Here is a 15,359-nt window from a genome sequence, read left to right as displayed (position 1 = left end):
CCAAACAAAAAAACAGAAAATGAGGTTTGAAATGGAAAAAGTTAAGAGAAGCTGACAGGACTGGTTTTTAGTTATTTCAGGTTCTGCTGCTGCTCTTTAATTTTTCACATTTTATATTTTTACAAATAGATTTTTACTTACTTTTTATATTTGTATTTATATTTATATTTATATTTAGATTTAGATTTCCTTTTGCCATTATATTTGTATATTACATTGGAATTTTACTTTCTGTATACCTATATGAAAGGTTATATTTTTCATAAAGATATGAGTATGTTTTTTTCATAAATATGAGCTCTTCGTCATTCCTACGGATAAGATGATTTTCAATTAAGATCGCATTGGTTTTTATGAGAATATTATGAGGATATCCACACAAAACAACGAAGAGCCAAAATAGAAATATACGGTTATATAATTAGATAAAGAGAAATCTGCAACAGGCAGAAATTTATTTCATAAAACATAATATAGAGCTGAGGGGGCTTAGCTTGAAATTTGAACGCATTAAATCTGAAGGTCTGGCTCATCTTTCCTATTTCATTGGTTCGGAAAATGAAGCCATAGTTATCGACCCTCGAAGAGACTGTCATGTCTATGCCGAGCTTGCCAGAAGAGAGGGTATGAATATAAAATATATTTTTGAAACCCACAGAAATGAAGACTATGTAATTGGTTCCCTGGAACTGAAGAAACTTACAAATGCAGAGATTTATCATGGTCATGGAGTAGATTTCAAATACGGGAACTACGTGAATGAAGGTCAGAAGGTCGATTTCGGCTCAATGAGATTGACGGCTTTACACACTCCGGGCCATACCGATGAGAGTATGTCCTACGTCCTGACCGACCTTGATACAGGAAAAGAGCCAGTAATGGTTTTTACAGGAGATGCCCTGTTTGTAGGCGATACCGGGAGGACCGATCTCTATGGCCCAGAGAAAGCTCCAGGGCTGGCAGCAAACCTCTATGAAAGCATATTTAACAAAATCCTTCCCCTTGGAGATGGAGTAATACTATGTCCTGCGCATGGTGCAGGCTCGGTTTGTGGGGGAGCTATCGCCAAACGTGACTACAGTACGCTTGGACTTGAGCGTGTACAGAATCCTGCTCTGCAAAAAACAAACAGGGAAGAATTTATTAAGTTCAAACTTGAAGAGCAGCTTGATTTTCCTCCTTACTTCAAGAAAATGGAGCAGTACAACCTGCAAGGACCTCCTCTGCTGCAGGGCCTGCCAGTTCCGAAGCCGCTTTCACCAGCGGATTTCAGGAAGGAAATGGAAAAAGGGGCAGTAGTCGTTGATACGCGTATGCCTCACTCTTTTGGAGGAGCGCATATAAGAAACTCCTATAGCATCTGGCTCGGAGGAGTACCTTCATTCGCGGGCTGGTTTCTTCCTTATAACAAACCCATAATCCTCGTGCTGGAGGAAAAAGAGCAGCTTGAAACCGCTGTAAGGTATCTGGTCCGGCTGGGTTATGATAATATAGCGGGTTTTTTGAACGGCGGAATTTCAGCCTGGTATATGAAAGCCTTACCTGCGGACGGACTTAGTTTTATATCGGTCCACGATCTGAAGAATAAGCTGGAGAAGCAAGAGGAGATGACACTACTGGATGTGAGGAAGAAGAAGGAATGGGATGAAGGGCACATCCAGGGAGCCAAAAATATATACGTTGGAGAGCTTGAAGAAAATCTGGATAAGGTCTCAAAGGACTCTCAGGTAATTGTTTATTGTGACAGTTCCAGGCGTTCCAATATAGCAGCTTCGATCTTGAAAAAGCATGGTTATAATAATGTATATAATGTGCTTGGCAGCATGACTGCATGGAAAAATGCCGGATACGACACAGTAAAATAAACTTTTTTGTAAGCTCACTTTTATGAATTCACTTTTATGAATTCACTTTTATAAACTTATTTTTTCTTAGAGCTGTGCACTCAAAAAGGAAATTTGGAAATCTACTCAAAAAAGGAATTTAGAAATCTTTATATTCTCTCTCTTTTTTTAACATACCATGGTTTTACATGTTCCACGCATTCTTCTTCCTAAAGATAATTGGGAAAAGTGGGCAGTGATTGCCTGTGATCAGCACACTCAGGATCCGGAATACTGGAAAAGAGTTGAAGAATTTATTGGAGATACTCCTTCTACTTTAAATTTAATTTATCCGGAAATATATCTTCCGCTAGATGAAAATCGAGTAAATAAGATCCATAAAACCATAAGTACCTACAAAAAACTTCTCGTTGACCAGGGCCCCTGTTTTATTCTCGTAAGGCGTTTGGTCTCAGGTAAGGAAAGAACAGGACTTGTTGCTGCAATAGACCTGGAAGAATACCAGTTTAACGGGTCCGATTCGTTTATCAAACCAACGGAAGGCACTATTAAAGAAAGGCTTCCTGCAAGAGTCAGGATAAGGGAAAACGCAGAACTGGAACTATCGCATATCTTAGTGTTATATGATGATCCTTATTTCTCGGTTATCCCCGGAAACCCTGATGACTTTGTTTGTGAAGATAACAAGGTTTATGATTTTGATCTGATGGAAAACGGCGGCCACATCAAGGGTTACAGGATCAGTAATGAAAATATAATTAAAGAAATTTCGGAGAAAATCCTGAACCTGGGAACCCTTCTTGTTGGTGATGGAAACCACAGCCTTGCTGCTGCAAAGAGCTTCTGGGAACAAATTAAAGGGAGCGCACCGGCCGATCATCCTGCAAGGTATGCAATGGTCGAGCTTGTAAATGTTCACGACCCAGGGCTTTCCTTTGAACCTATTCACAGGGTTGTAAGCGGAATTGAGCCTGAAGAACTGCTCAAAAAATTCAATGCAAGGGTCGAGGAAACCAGTACTTCTCCCTCAAATGCCGATTTCCCGTCTGCAGGACATTCAATAGGGTTTATTACAAAAGATAGGTCTGGTGTGCTGATTTTTGATAATCCCGTTTACGATCTTGAGGTCGAAACCCTTGACGAGATAATTGATAATTATTCAATCGAATATGAACATGATCCTGAAGTCGTGGAAAAACTTGGAAAAAAACAGGGCAATATCGGCTTCTTCCTGCCCCCATTAAAAAAGAGCGATTTCTTTTCTCTAATTAGAAAGAAGGGGGTTCTTCCAAGAAAATCATTTTCCCTTGGAAAAGAAAACGAGAAGAGGTATTATATCGAAGCCAGAAAGATTGTTCCATAAGTCTTCCTGTCATATACTTCAGTTTTCTTTTTACTTCAGTTTTCTTTTACTTCAGTTTTCTTTTACTTCAGTTTTCTTTTACTTCAGTTTTCTTTTTACTTTTTCGGACTTTTCTTTATTTTCCTTTAATCAAGGGGACAAAGAGGTTACTAACAACATAGAGAGATCTCTTCAATTTTAGAGATTGATCCAGAGCACTAACAGGATGTGAATTCCTGCAAATGCAGGCACCAGGAATCTGAAAATCGGCTTCTGTGTTTTGTGCCTGAATTGCTGCATTCCAAGGATTGCACCGATTGGCCCAAAGAAAGAAACTATCAACAGGCTCTGTTCTGAAATTCTCCATTTATCCCTTCTTGCTTTAAATTTATCAATTCCATACAGGGCATACGAAGCTGCATTAATAAGAGCATAAATAATGGGAAAAAGAAGATATACAGTCTCTGTCATGGGAAATAATTCTCCCTAATAATAATTAAAGGCTGTGAAATTTTACTCGATTATACTTATTTGAAAAAGATAAATATAATTACAGTATTAAATAAATTATAAATAAGTGGCTGCCCAGATGTATAGCCGTATAAAATGCATCTGATAGTTTGTGGGATAAAATTTTCGAATGAGAACGTATAGTATTGAGGATTTTAAATGAGTACAGGCTGGATCGAAGGTAAATCAGGGAATAAAAGCGAGAACAATGTCCACAGAAGTCTGCTGTCTCCCCCACCCCTGGTCTTAAAAGTAGGCCGCTACTTTCCAACGCTTATCCTTATAGGGCTTGCTGTTAACCTTATTCTTCCGCAGCTTGCTTCGGTTGAAGCGTCTGCACATGTTATCAAAACAATGATTCCATGGGCTGTGCTACTGGCTGCCCTTGGCCAGGTTGTCAGTTACCTGGGAGCGGGTTTTCTTATGAATTCCATTGTAGCAAGAGTAAAACAGACAATCCCGATATTAAAAGGATCTATAATAACGCTTGCAGCTTCAAGTATAGGCATGCTGGCAGGGGGTCCTTTCGGAAATGCTGCAGCGACTTATCGATGGGCACGGAAATATGGTATTAGTGCCGAAGGAGCTGGGCTTGCTGGCACCCTGCCCACTATCTTCAACAATACGATCTTGACAGTACTGGCTATATCTGGAATTCTCCATCTTCTGATAGCCCATAGCCTTTCTTCAGTGCAGTTTTTTGCCTTTATTCTAATCCTCACCTTACTTGGCCTGGGCTTTGCAGCAGTACACTGGGGATTAAAAAACAGGACAGCTTTCACACTTATTGTTGTCAGAATAGCAGCTTACTTTGCTCGGCTCTTGCATAAATCCTACACGCCTGCTCCAACTCAGGCTTCAGTAAGCCGAATTTTTGCAGCCCTTGAAACTTTAAGCAATGGAGGCTGGGAGCGCCCGCTTCTTGGGGCTGTGATTTTTACGAGTTTTGATATGCTGACCCTTTATTTCTTCTTCATAGCCGCAGGGTTTCCTGTAGGGTTTGAGATCCTGGTCGTTGGGTATGGGCTCCCTATTCTCTTAGGAAAAATAGCTTTTCTCCTGCCAGGAGGAATAGGCGTTGTGGAGAGTTCTATGGCTGCTCTCTATACAGGCCTGGGAGTGCCTGGTTCAATTACAGTTGTTGTTGTACTCAGCTACAGGGTATTTTCTTTTTGGATCCCAACAATAATAGGGTTTCCAATAGCGTTTTATCTGCAGAGAACATGAATACAACCAGTAGCGCCGATTCAAAGTTATATTGTATAGCAGATATTATTGTTGTATCCTGAAATGAGTTCGCAGATTCAGAACCATTTAAGAGTTCAATATACGTCTGCCCAAAGAGATAATGACTGAATGACTGACATTTAAAAGAATTACGTTAAATATGTTGCACAGGCATTCTCCGATTCCCATGCTGTGACACTGGTAACCCTGATTTCTGGATTCTGTATCATGGTTTGAAGGGAGGTTGCTATGTACTGGGCAATGTTTTCCGAAGATGGTGGATTGCTGTCATTAAAGTATTCAAGCTCATTTAAAAAGTTGTGATCCAGTCTTGTCATGATTTCGGATACATTCTGTTTTAATTCTCCAAAGTCCACAAGTACTCCGGCTTCATTGAGTTTTTCGCCAGCCACACAAACTTCGACCTTCCAGTTGTGTCCGTGCAGGTTTTCACACTTTTTGGCCACCATTTTAAGCTGATGGGCTGCTGCAAAATGGGTAACAACTTTTAACTCAAACATAGTTACTAAATCTCCTTGTTGAACTTATGATACAGTTACTTGATAAATAGTTTTCCAAATTTGTCGATATTTAAAAAATATGATAAAAAGCAACTTTTGCAGCAACTTTTGAAGCTTCAAAAGCCCTGGGGTACTTGATGAGAAAGTAAAAAATCAAATTGCGGGCGAACACCTCACCCTAAACATGCTGTCCGCCAATTCAGTTTCAGCCTAACTTCCGCTTTTTTAGGCGCATATGTGCTTTTCTGTATCTCTGCGGGGTCATATGATTGCGATTTAGAAATTTTTACCTTGCATATAATGTGCTTAAGTTTAAGCACATGTATCGATATCAAGCGAGATTTATGTGCTTAAAAATGCGGAACTAAGGTTTCAGAGAGAAAGCACGGAAAAATAAAGTATCTAAAGCCTTTAAATCAAAAAATAAGGAGTTTTATAGTTGTTACTAGTAATAATTTTTTATTTTTTGTAGGCTGCGTAGAATCTTCGATGAAACCGCGATTCCCATGCATGTATCTAGGGTTGTTGAGGTCATCATTCCTATTACCTTTTCTCCCTGCAGGACAGGAGTGCCGCTATCCTCAGGATCAGGCATATCATGGCACTGGAAGCCCAGAAAAAGCAAGGAAGCTCCAGAATTAGCCACCCTGCAGTAATTAATAGTGCGAGTATCGTTAACAAGAACAGCTAGCTCCAGCTCGGCCGGACTGCCAAATTCCGTGATCTCAACCGCAGTGTCAGAGGGAAGCTTTATCAAGGCTATATCGTAGCCTTTTAAAATTCTTGTAACAACGAGTTTCATTCCGTCAACTGTCAGATTGTCTCCTTCACCCCGAAATATATGAGAAACCGTAACCATGTAAGGTAATCCTTTGAGTAAGATAACCGCACCAGTAGTACAGCGCTTTCCATTGTGAAAAAAAGAACTACCTGCTTTTATCATAAGCTCCGTCAACCTGCAGATTTTCCCTGGGGATGTTTATGTTATTTCCGTTTTTACATTAAATAGTGATTTAATTATATTTAGTGTTATATATTTGGATGAGCATTTGCTTGTTGCCTCCTGCTAGAGAATACTGGAAAATTTAGTTTTGTTCGCTCTTAGTTTGGAGTGCAGAGGATAAGTTCTCAAGAAAATCAACAAAAAAGTGTTGAATGTTTCATATTCCAATATGCTAATTAGAGAAACTATGGTTCTCGAAGACAACTTTACATTACATGAAACAAAATGCAAAAATGATAAGCTTCTCACTCTTAACAGCCATATTTCAGAAAGAGTTCAAACCTGGGGAAAATCTGGTTTTGGATGAGCTCAAAAACAAAATGAACAAATTCTAATTGGAATTACAATAACATTACAATAACAAACGTGCATTTCGACCTTTTGCCCCCGTTGAAATCTTCCGTTACCTTTCTTCCCGAAGCTTAATTTGAGATAAGCTTAATTTGAGATAAGCTTGATTTGAGATAAGCTTAATTTGAGATAAGCTTAATTTGAGATAATATATGCAGATTTTCTATTTATTCTCCAAAAGTTATAACAAGAAAAATGTTATTTTTTGAAGATATCTGAGGGGGGTCGGTTTAAATTAAATTTTCAATTTTCTTTTTTTAATTTGATATTTTTATATAATATCATGCCAATCCCTTCTTATTCCTTTACGCAAAAAACAGGCCTGAAGGAATTACTATCTTGCTGAACTGAACATTATTCACTAAACTGAGTGAGTCATGCACAGAGGCATGAGGAAAAGCCTGCATATCTATAAAAGCAATTTAAAGGATAAAACAGGAATTTAGGAAAATCCTGAGATTTAGCAAACAATTCACGGTATAAGTTCACAGGCATAGACAGCTGATTGGCATATACTGAATTTAATTGGGGGTTAGTATATGATTGTACAGGAATGCAATTTATCGTTAGATGAACTTCTGAAGTTTGACGGGGTAATGGCAGCCGGGATTTTCAGTCCCGAAGGAAAGCTTGTGGAGTATAAGTCAAGAGATGAAATGCCAAAAGAAATGGCCGAGATGACTGCAAAATTCTGCGGAGCCGTGAACCTGATGTTCGATGCTCTGGCCAGCGCTTACACGCAACTCTACAAGATGAACTGGGTACCTCAGCAAAACTGGATGTACAGCGGCGGAGACTGGACCGTTATGATCTCGGGAACGAGAGGGGTTTTTGTTGATAAGTCAAAAGCGGATTTAAAGAAGCTCTTTATGGCTCTGGGAATGTGTTAATGCCTTAATATTATTAATACCAAAACACACATGATATTCTTAATAACAGGCACAAAGAAATGAAAGTACTTTTCACCCATCCTTTTTTGACTATTGATCTCGTCATACCTTGAGTAGTAAGGTTTTCCTAACCATGGTTTTTTTCTTGCCTGAAAGCTATCGATTTTGCATTAGAAGCCGTCTTTAAACTTTTGTCTTTTACATGAAATCGATACCATATCCCCCATGTTCCATTTTGGAATCTATTACAATATTTAATAAATGTTTAGAAAATTGACGCAATTTGTCATGATTCCTCACTTAACCGAAGACACAATGTATACGGACCTCGATAAACGATTTCCTCTAATGCGGTTAATTTGTGCGGAAATACAGGTTCAAAACTCTTTTCAAAAAACAGGCTGGAACAACTAACTTTATTAATTATTTTCGCATTATACTCTGAGGGGGTGAAATATGTCACGTACTAATTTATGGGAAAACTTCTGGGATATAATGGGTGCGTTAATAATAACGATCATGATATTAATTGGAATTGCCAATTTATTATGAATTAAAACTTGCCCCATTTCTTATTTTTTGCTCATCTTCCAACATTCTGAGAAGTAGTACATTCAGGAAAGTGATTTTCTTTACTTATTTTATAAATATGTAGTCTCCATCTAGCGGGTTTATCTTCCTTCAATACTTTACCATTCTTGAATGATTTTATTGACGTTAAGTCTTCTCTTGTCATTTTTCAGTAATATTCTGTTGTGCTTCTATATGGAGTAGCTGGAGGGAAAAGCAATATTTGCAACCAATGTTTGTTTTTTGAAAGAATGTATCCTCTTCAAATTCAATGGAGAATTTTCCAACTCAAAAAAATGTGCAACAATTTTATCATACAGTTATGAAGTTTAATGCGTTGTTTGGTATTGTGATTCGGACTTACTCAGATTTTTAAAATTTTAGTAGATAAATAAATAAATAAATAAATAAATAAATAAATAAATAAATAAATGAAATTTACTTTTACCCATACAATTTGAAGAGGATACCTTTAAGGACGTTCTCAGAAAATGAATATCATTATTAATTTTTTACATCCCAAGTTCTATATTCTATTAATATTATTACTACCTTGAATATTATATTTAGAACTGGCAAGTTATGGACGCTTTAAAATTAAAGCGATTGTCTGATTGACTGGAGATAAAGACTAGATGTATTATGATGAAGCCGCAGATGCGGTTCTAAAAACTCTGAACACATCCGAAGAAACAGGGCTGAGTTCGGAAGAGGCGGAAAAACGGCTTGAAAAATACGGAAAAAACGAACTTAAAGAAGAAGAAAAGACGTCAGTTGTAAAACTTTTTCTTTCCCAGTTCAAGAGTTTTCTGATTATTATTTTAATTGCTGCAGCACTGGTTTCCGCTTTTCTAGGGGAGTTTGTTGACGCTTTTGTTATCCTGTTTACTGTAATCCTTGCAGGCGTGCTCGGTTTTGTTCAGGAGTACAGGGCCGAAGAGTCAATCAAACTTTTGAAATCGTTGACCAGTCCTGAAGCCCTGATTTTGAGGGACGGGAAAGAGGTAAAAGTCCTTTCTTCCCTGCTTGTCCCGGGCGATATTTTGCTTTTGCAAGCAGGAGACAGGATTCCTGCTGATGCGAGATTGCTTGAAGCGCTCTCCTTGCAGATAGACGAATCCTCCCTTACCGGAGAATCCGTTCCTGTAGAAAAAAGCACCGCGATTTTCCCTCCTGAAACTCCGCAGCCTGACAGGAAAAATATAGCTTATACCGGAACCTCGGTCACTTACGGCAGGGGAAAAGCCGTTATTACGGCAACGGGCATGAGCACGGCTTTCGGAAAGCTGGCCGGGCTTCTTGAAGAAATTGAAAGGGAAAGAACTCCCCTTCAGGAAAAACTTGACCAGTTCGGGCGCTGGCTCGGGATTGCAACCCTTATAGTTGTGGCTTTTGTGGCTATACTCGGAATCATAGAGGGTTTTGATCCTTTTGAGATGTTCCTCTGGGGAGTTGCCCTTGCCGTTGCGGCAATTCCGGAAGCTCTTCCTGCAGTTGTGACAGTCGGGCTTGCACTTGGTGTCCGAAGAATGGTAAAAAGGCATGCCCTTGTAAGAAAACTGCCATCGGTAGAAACACTTGGTTCAACTAACATAATCTGTACCGACAAGACCGGGACGCTTACCCAGAACAAGATGACCGTTGAAAAGGTGTACGTAAACGGAGCCCTCTTAAAAGTTACAGGCGAAGGGTACAAACCCACAGGAGATTTTTTCAATGGAGACAAACCTGTTTCTGAAGATATTCACCTTCACAGGCTACTGGCTACAGGAACCCTCTGTAACGATGCAGGACTGTTTGAGAACGAAGGTGTCTGGGATATCACAGGTGACCCTACCGAAGGTGCTCTTGTAGTCGCAGCAGCTAAAGAAGGCATCTGGAAAAAAGCCCTTGAGGAGAAACACGAGCGTAAAGGGGAAGTTCCTTTTTCTTCCGAGAGGAAGATGATGACTACCCTGAACAGTTCCGAAGATGGACTGTATGCATATTCCAAAGGGGCTCCTGAGGTCATTCTTGCTTCCTGTACGAAAATTTTCCTTGGAGAACATGAGGAAGAGCTAACCCCTGAAAGAAAGCAGGAAATCCTGAATGTTGTAAACGACCTGGCAAATCAGACTCTCAGGGTTATGGGATTTGCCTACCGCAAGGTCCCAGAAGACATCCTTCCTGAGGAAGCTGAAAAAGAGATGGTTTTCTCAGGGCTCACGGGTATGCGTGACCTACCAAGAGAAGAAGTAAAGGTTGGAATTGCCACCTGTACCAGTGCAGGAATCCGAACCATAATGATTACAGGCGACCACAAGACCACGGCTTTTGCGATTGCAAGGGAACTTGGGATTTTCCGGGAAGGAGACCTTGTCCTTACAGGTACCGAACTGGAGGCACTTGGCGATAGGGAATTTGAGGAGATCGTGGAGAAAGTTTCGGTCTATGCAAGGGTTTATCCAGAGCATAAGCTGAGAGTGGTTGAGGCTCTAAAGAAAAAAGGATATATAGTTGCAATGACCGGAGACGGGGTAAATGATGCTCCTGCCCTGAAAGCCGCAGATATGGGCATTGCAATGGGCATTACAGGCACGGACGTCAGCAAGGAAGCTTCGAGTATGATCCTGACTGATGACAACTTTGCATCTATCGTGTCAGCAGTCGAAGAGGGCCGGAATATCCTGAAAAACATTAAAAACTTTATTGCCTACGGTCTTACCTGTCACATAGGCCTTGTTATCATTGTCCTTGTAGGAGTGCTTGCCTGGCATACTCTGCCTGTCATTGCGGTCCAGATCCTGTGGATCAACCTTATAACAGATGGCCTGCCCCCAATGGCGCTTTCCATGGAAGCTCCTGACAGAGGGCTTATGAAGCAAAAACCAACTAAGGCAAAAGAAGGGCTCGTTTCCAGGAAAATGCTTACAGCAAGCCTTGGATTAGGAGCTTTGATTGCAATCCAGTCTATCTGGGTCCTTTATGAGTCTCTCAATAATGGAGTTTCCCTCCCAAAAATCCAGACTCTGATCTTTACCCTGGTGGTTATTTCCCTGATGTTCAACGCCTTTAACTGGCGTTCTGAGAGGTATTCGGTCTTGTCTCTGGGAATCTTTACTAACAGGTCCCTTATCTATGCCGTACTGAGCACTGTACTCCTGCAGCTTGCAGCGGTTTACGTGCCTATTATGCAGACGGCTTTCAGGACTGTTCCCCTCTCGCTTTCCGACTGGGCAATGATAATTCCACTGGCTTCGACCACACTTATAGCCATGGAGTTTATGAAGTATCTGGAATGGAGAACTCACAGGTAAAATCAAAAGAACAAAACAGTAAAACCAATAAATAGAGTTTGTTTTCAAGCATATCCTTTTTCTTTTTCATTTTCATTTTCTTTTTCTTTTTCATTTTCTTTTTCTTTTTCTTTAGATTACCAGACATTGAAGGCTTTTTTGACTTACTTTAATATTCAAACGCTCACTCACTTGACCACAGATGCTCGTTTGCTTGATCACAAACTCTCGTTCGCTCGATCACAAACGCTCACTCGTTTGATCCACCGCTTTGTCTGGATTTTGTGCATGGATTTATTCTTCTGGTTCTTTTTTACAAACTGGAGTAAACGAAACACTTGTAGCCGAAAAAAACGGAAATAATAAGTGGTTTTAAATTAGATGTCCTGAAATCAAATTGCTCCTGAAATAAAATATTCCTGTAACCATATATAGAACAAAAACAATAAGTATGTACATTATGACCCCAGTAGACAGGGAAAATCCCATTTGCCCGGAATTCTTCCCGGAATTTATCATAGGCATCGAGCCGCCAGTTGACAGGACGGAAAAAGCGCTCTGGTTTATTTTCCGGGGCCGCGAGGTTCTCCTCAAGCTTAATAAAAATCCAGGAGCAATTCCAAAAATGCTGGACTTTGGAGAGCTCGGGCTTCCAGGAACCCGGGAACAGTATCTTGGAACACTTGAGGGAACTCACTGCTATTCCGTGGAATTGCCTGAAGATGCACAGGCACCTGAGGGAATGAAATTCGCAGACCTCAGACAGGCGTATACGGAAATGAGTGAAAAGTGCTTTGCACTTGTGAATAAAGCCGTCCAGATTATGGAGTGGGATAGAACAAATCAGTATTGCAGCCGATGCGGGGCAAAGACCGCGCAAAAACCCGGCGAAAGAGGAAAGGAATGCCCTGACTGCGGGGAGCTTTTCTACCCGAGAATCTCGCCTGCCGTTATTGTACTTATCCGAAAAGGTCATGAGGTTTTAATGGCAAGGTCACCGAATTTTATGCCAGGCCTGTACGGTTTGATAGCCGGTTTTGTTGAACCAGGAGAATCAGCCGAAGCTGCGGTAGTCAGGGAAACAAGGGAAGAAGTGGGAATTAAGGTCAAAAATATCAATTATTTTGGAACACAGGCCTGGCCGTTTCCGAATTCTCTTATGATCGGGTTTACTGCGGAGTACGATTCAGGGGATATCCAGCCCGATGGATTTGAGATAGAAGATGCCGGATGGTTTTCGGTTGAAAACCTGCCTGGGCTGCCTGGGAAAATAAGCATTGCAAGGAAGCTGATTGACCATTTCCTTAAAGAAGAAGGGCTGGAAGTTTAAAGCCAGATTGAGAATTCAATTTTCAATTCAGAATTTAATTCTTCCCGCTGTAACCTTTTTAAGTTTTATATATCATATTCAGGATGTTCATAGGGCTATGGGGATTGCCATGTGCCCGATTTATTCATTATATAACCTGAGTTCAGGGATATTGTATCAATGGTATTAAGTGCCAATGAAATTTTTGCGAAATATAATGGAGTTAAAATCAAAGTTGCGCATTTTTAAGCACATAAATGTCGCATGATATCGATACATGTGCTTAGACTTAAGCACATCATATGCAAGGTAAATTTTCTAAATAGCAATAATCTGACCTCACAGAGATACGGAAAAGCATATATGCGCCTAAAAAGTCGGAAGATAGTGTAGATAGTTCTTCCAGGTTATTCAATCAAAAAGACGAAGTCGTAAATTTATACACAAACTTCATGCCACATGAGAACAGTGCCAAACCAATCCCAACATAAAAGAATCCTATGTCAAAAGCTGGCAAAAGACTAAATTTCCGAATAGTAATTCCACCTAATATCATTACCACCATAATCAGGTATGACTTTTTATCAAAAAATTCCAGAACAAACATTTTCTTTCTATTATCTTTACTTATTCGAGTCGTGTGCTTCTCAACTAATTTAGAGAAAATGAAAAAATAAAATACTGAAAATACTGAAGCAGCTAAAAAAACACTAAAAATATATCTCCCTTGATTTATAAAATAGGGTAATCCAGTCTCTATTACCATTGTTCCAGCAAACATCCAAACGATGCCTGCAATCAAAATTAAATATTTATTAGGAATCGATGATTTCTGTTTGAAGCTGTTTTTCATATCACTATTTAAACTTGCATTCATGACATAAAAACTTATAGTATTATGGCTCTGTAGAAAACTTACATTTCAACTGAAACTGCAGTAAAAAAATATGCATGTAGATAATCCATCTACATTTATCTGTGCCAATCTCCGTGGTTTGTAATCAAAATGAGATTTCAACAAAAATGCCAACTACTGTATCATTCCAAAGTATGTCAGAAATAATTCCAAAGTATGTCAGAAATGAATTTTTTGAAAACCACTGAAAGCACGGAAGACACGGAAATCCGTAGTAAAGGCGTGTTTCTTCCGTGCTTTCCGTGTTTTCCGTGGTTGTAAATATCCAGATAAAATCACTCTGCAACCGGCTGCGTTTTCCGTGTTACAGAATTCCATGTGACTTTAAAATAATATTTGCACCATAAGCTGCAATTATTTTCTTATTATGTGTTTATTTGAGAATATATGTACTGGAATTAGCAGCCTTTCTCAAAACTTCTGCCGCAAACGGTGCTTTTTCGTCAGTGCGACTCATCAGTTCTGCGGCGTAATCACAATATTTGCTGTAGAAACTAAGCTCATCTTTCATTTCAGACAAGTCTAGATCTCCCATATTCTGGACTTCTTTTAATGCTTCTGCAAGGTATTGAACAGCTTCAAAAAGCTGTTTTTTGCCCTCAGAATCTTCAATTGCAGCTTTAGCTTCTTCCAGATATTTGTTCACTTCTTCTTTAGCTTCCTGTCTTTTGGAAATTATCGTATAGAATGAACGATAAAAAAGGAGACAAAATTTAGCAGGGTTATTATAAGATACTTCCTTTGTTGCAATTTCGAAAAATTTTATTGCCTCTTCTAATTCTTTTTTGTAATTTTCCTCTGTTTCTGCCTGAGAAGCCATGAATATTGAAACTCTTCCAAGAGAATGATTTGAGGAAGATCTCACATAAATGTTTTGATCATTGGTCAGTTTAAGTAAATCATTCCATGCCTGTCGCTTATCTGAAAAATGGGAAAACACAGAACCAAGAGCATAGGCAGCACTAGACCTAACTTCATGGTCTTTATCATTGATCAGTCTAAGTAAATTATTCAAAGCCTGTTGTTTATCTGGCATTTGAGAAAATGCAGATTCAAGAGCTAAGGTAGCACTTATCCTCACAAAAATGTTTTCATCATTGATCAGTCTATGTAAATCATTCCATGCCTGTTGTTTATCTGGTACTTGAGAAAACGCAGAACCAAGAGCTTCGGCAGCATTAGACCTCACTAGCCAGTCTTTATCTTTAGTTAGTCTAAATAAATCATTCCACGCCTGCTGCTTATCTGGCACTTGAATAAATACATAATCAAGAACTCTGGAAGCACTAGATCTAACATCATGATCTTTATCATTGATTAGTCTAAGTAAATCATTCCATGCCTGTTGCTTATCTGGTATATCAAAAAATGCAGAATCAAGAGCTCTAAAAGCACTAGATCTAACATCATGATTTTTATCGCTCGTTAGTCTAAGTAAATCATTCCATGCCTGTTGCTTATCTGGCATGAAAGAAAAGAAATTCTTCAATTCCTCAAACGCATATATACGCGCCTCTGGATCATTGCTTAGACATCTATTGTGAATTTTCTCCTGATCAACCAACTTCCAAACACCAAAAATATAATAAAAGTTAACGTTT

At 39.4% G+C, this 15,359-nt stretch carries 11 protein-coding genes and 1 pseudogene; 6 read left to right on the top strand and 6 right to left on the bottom strand.

Annotated elements, in window-relative coordinates:
* The first annotated feature begins 494 nt into the window (after positions 1-494).
* Together MSVAZ_RS06015 and MSVAZ_RS06010 are read left to right on the top strand one after the other, a co-directional pair.
* Positions 495-1,865, top strand: a complete 1,371-nt coding sequence (locus tag MSVAZ_RS06015) for a rhodanese-like domain-containing protein (RefSeq protein WP_048119266.1) — start codon at positions 495-497, stop codon at positions 1,863-1,865.
* 157 nt (positions 1,866-2,022) lie between these two features.
* Positions 2,023-3,207 (top strand): DUF1015 domain-containing protein, encoded by a 1,185-nt coding sequence (locus MSVAZ_RS06010; RefSeq protein ID WP_048119263.1) that lies wholly within the window; start codon positions 2,023-2,025, stop codon positions 3,205-3,207.
* Positions 3,208-3,384: 177 nt separating this feature from the next.
* Here MSVAZ_RS06010 and MSVAZ_RS06005 read toward each other — a convergent pair whose 3' ends face one another.
* The gene (locus tag MSVAZ_RS06005) at positions 3,385-3,657 is read right to left on the bottom strand and encodes a DUF1294 domain-containing protein (protein ID WP_048119259.1); all 273 of its coding nucleotides are present in this window, start codon (positions 3,655-3,657) and stop codon (positions 3,385-3,387) included.
* Positions 3,658-3,855: 198 nt separating this feature from the next.
* Between MSVAZ_RS06005 and MSVAZ_RS06000 the strand changes: the two genes are divergently transcribed.
* Positions 3,856-4,923 (top strand): lysylphosphatidylglycerol synthase transmembrane domain-containing protein, encoded by a 1,068-nt coding sequence (locus MSVAZ_RS06000; protein WP_048119257.1) that lies wholly within the window; start codon positions 3,856-3,858, stop codon positions 4,921-4,923.
* Positions 4,924-5,072: 149 nt separating this feature from the next.
* Here MSVAZ_RS06000 and queD read toward each other — a convergent pair whose 3' ends face one another.
* Positions 5,073-5,444 carry a 6-carboxytetrahydropterin synthase QueD gene (queD, locus tag MSVAZ_RS05995; RefSeq protein ID WP_048119255.1) on the bottom strand — a complete coding sequence of 124 codons (372 nt, stop codon included), beginning with the start codon at positions 5,442-5,444 and terminating at the stop codon, positions 5,073-5,075.
* A 445-nt stretch (positions 5,445-5,889) separates the two neighbouring features.
* On the bottom strand, positions 5,890-6,387 hold the full coding sequence (locus MSVAZ_RS05990; RefSeq protein ID WP_048123745.1) for a hypothetical protein: 498 nt from the start codon (positions 6,385-6,387) through the stop codon (positions 5,890-5,892).
* A gap of 950 nt (positions 6,388-7,337) precedes the next feature.
* Here MSVAZ_RS05990 and MSVAZ_RS05985 point away from each other — a divergent pair.
* The gene (locus tag MSVAZ_RS05985; RefSeq protein ID WP_048119253.1) at positions 7,338-7,688 is read left to right on the top strand and encodes a DUF2173 family protein; all 351 of its coding nucleotides are present in this window, start codon (positions 7,338-7,340) and stop codon (positions 7,686-7,688) included.
* A gap of 583 nt (positions 7,689-8,271) precedes the next feature.
* Here MSVAZ_RS05985 and MSVAZ_RS21105 read toward each other — a convergent pair.
* A pseudogene (locus MSVAZ_RS21105) lies at positions 8,272-8,499 on the bottom strand (hypothetical protein); the annotation flags it as partial.
* A gap of 394 nt (positions 8,500-8,893) precedes the next feature.
* Between MSVAZ_RS21105 and MSVAZ_RS05980 the strand changes: the two are divergent.
* Positions 8,894-11,554, top strand: a complete 2,661-nt coding sequence (locus MSVAZ_RS05980) for a calcium-transporting P-type ATPase, PMR1-type (protein WP_048119251.1) — start codon at positions 8,894-8,896, stop codon at positions 11,552-11,554.
* A gap of 439 nt (positions 11,555-11,993) precedes the next feature.
* Entirely contained in the window at positions 11,994-12,863 is an 870-nt protein-coding gene (gene nudC, locus MSVAZ_RS05975) for an NAD(+) diphosphatase (protein ID WP_048119249.1), read from the top strand.
* A 394-nt stretch (positions 12,864-13,257) separates the two neighbouring features.
* Here nudC and MSVAZ_RS05970 read toward each other — a convergent pair whose 3' ends face one another.
* Positions 13,258-13,719, bottom strand: a complete 462-nt coding sequence (locus tag MSVAZ_RS05970; protein ID WP_052727898.1) for a hypothetical protein — start codon at positions 13,717-13,719, stop codon at positions 13,258-13,260.
* A gap of 412 nt (positions 13,720-14,131) precedes the next feature.
* Positions 14,132-15,322: a sister chromatid cohesion protein PDS5 gene (locus MSVAZ_RS05960; RefSeq protein ID WP_052727897.1), complete on the bottom strand. Its 1,191-nt coding sequence runs from the start codon at positions 15,320-15,322 to the stop codon at positions 14,132-14,134.
* Positions 15,323-15,359 lie beyond the last annotated feature (37 nt).

It is taken from the genome of Methanosarcina vacuolata Z-761 (genome assembly GCF_000969905.1).
GTDB classification, from domain to species: Archaea; Halobacteriota; Methanosarcinia; order Methanosarcinales; family Methanosarcinaceae; genus Methanosarcina; species Methanosarcina vacuolata.
This window is presented reverse-complemented; position numbering and strand designations above follow the sequence as displayed.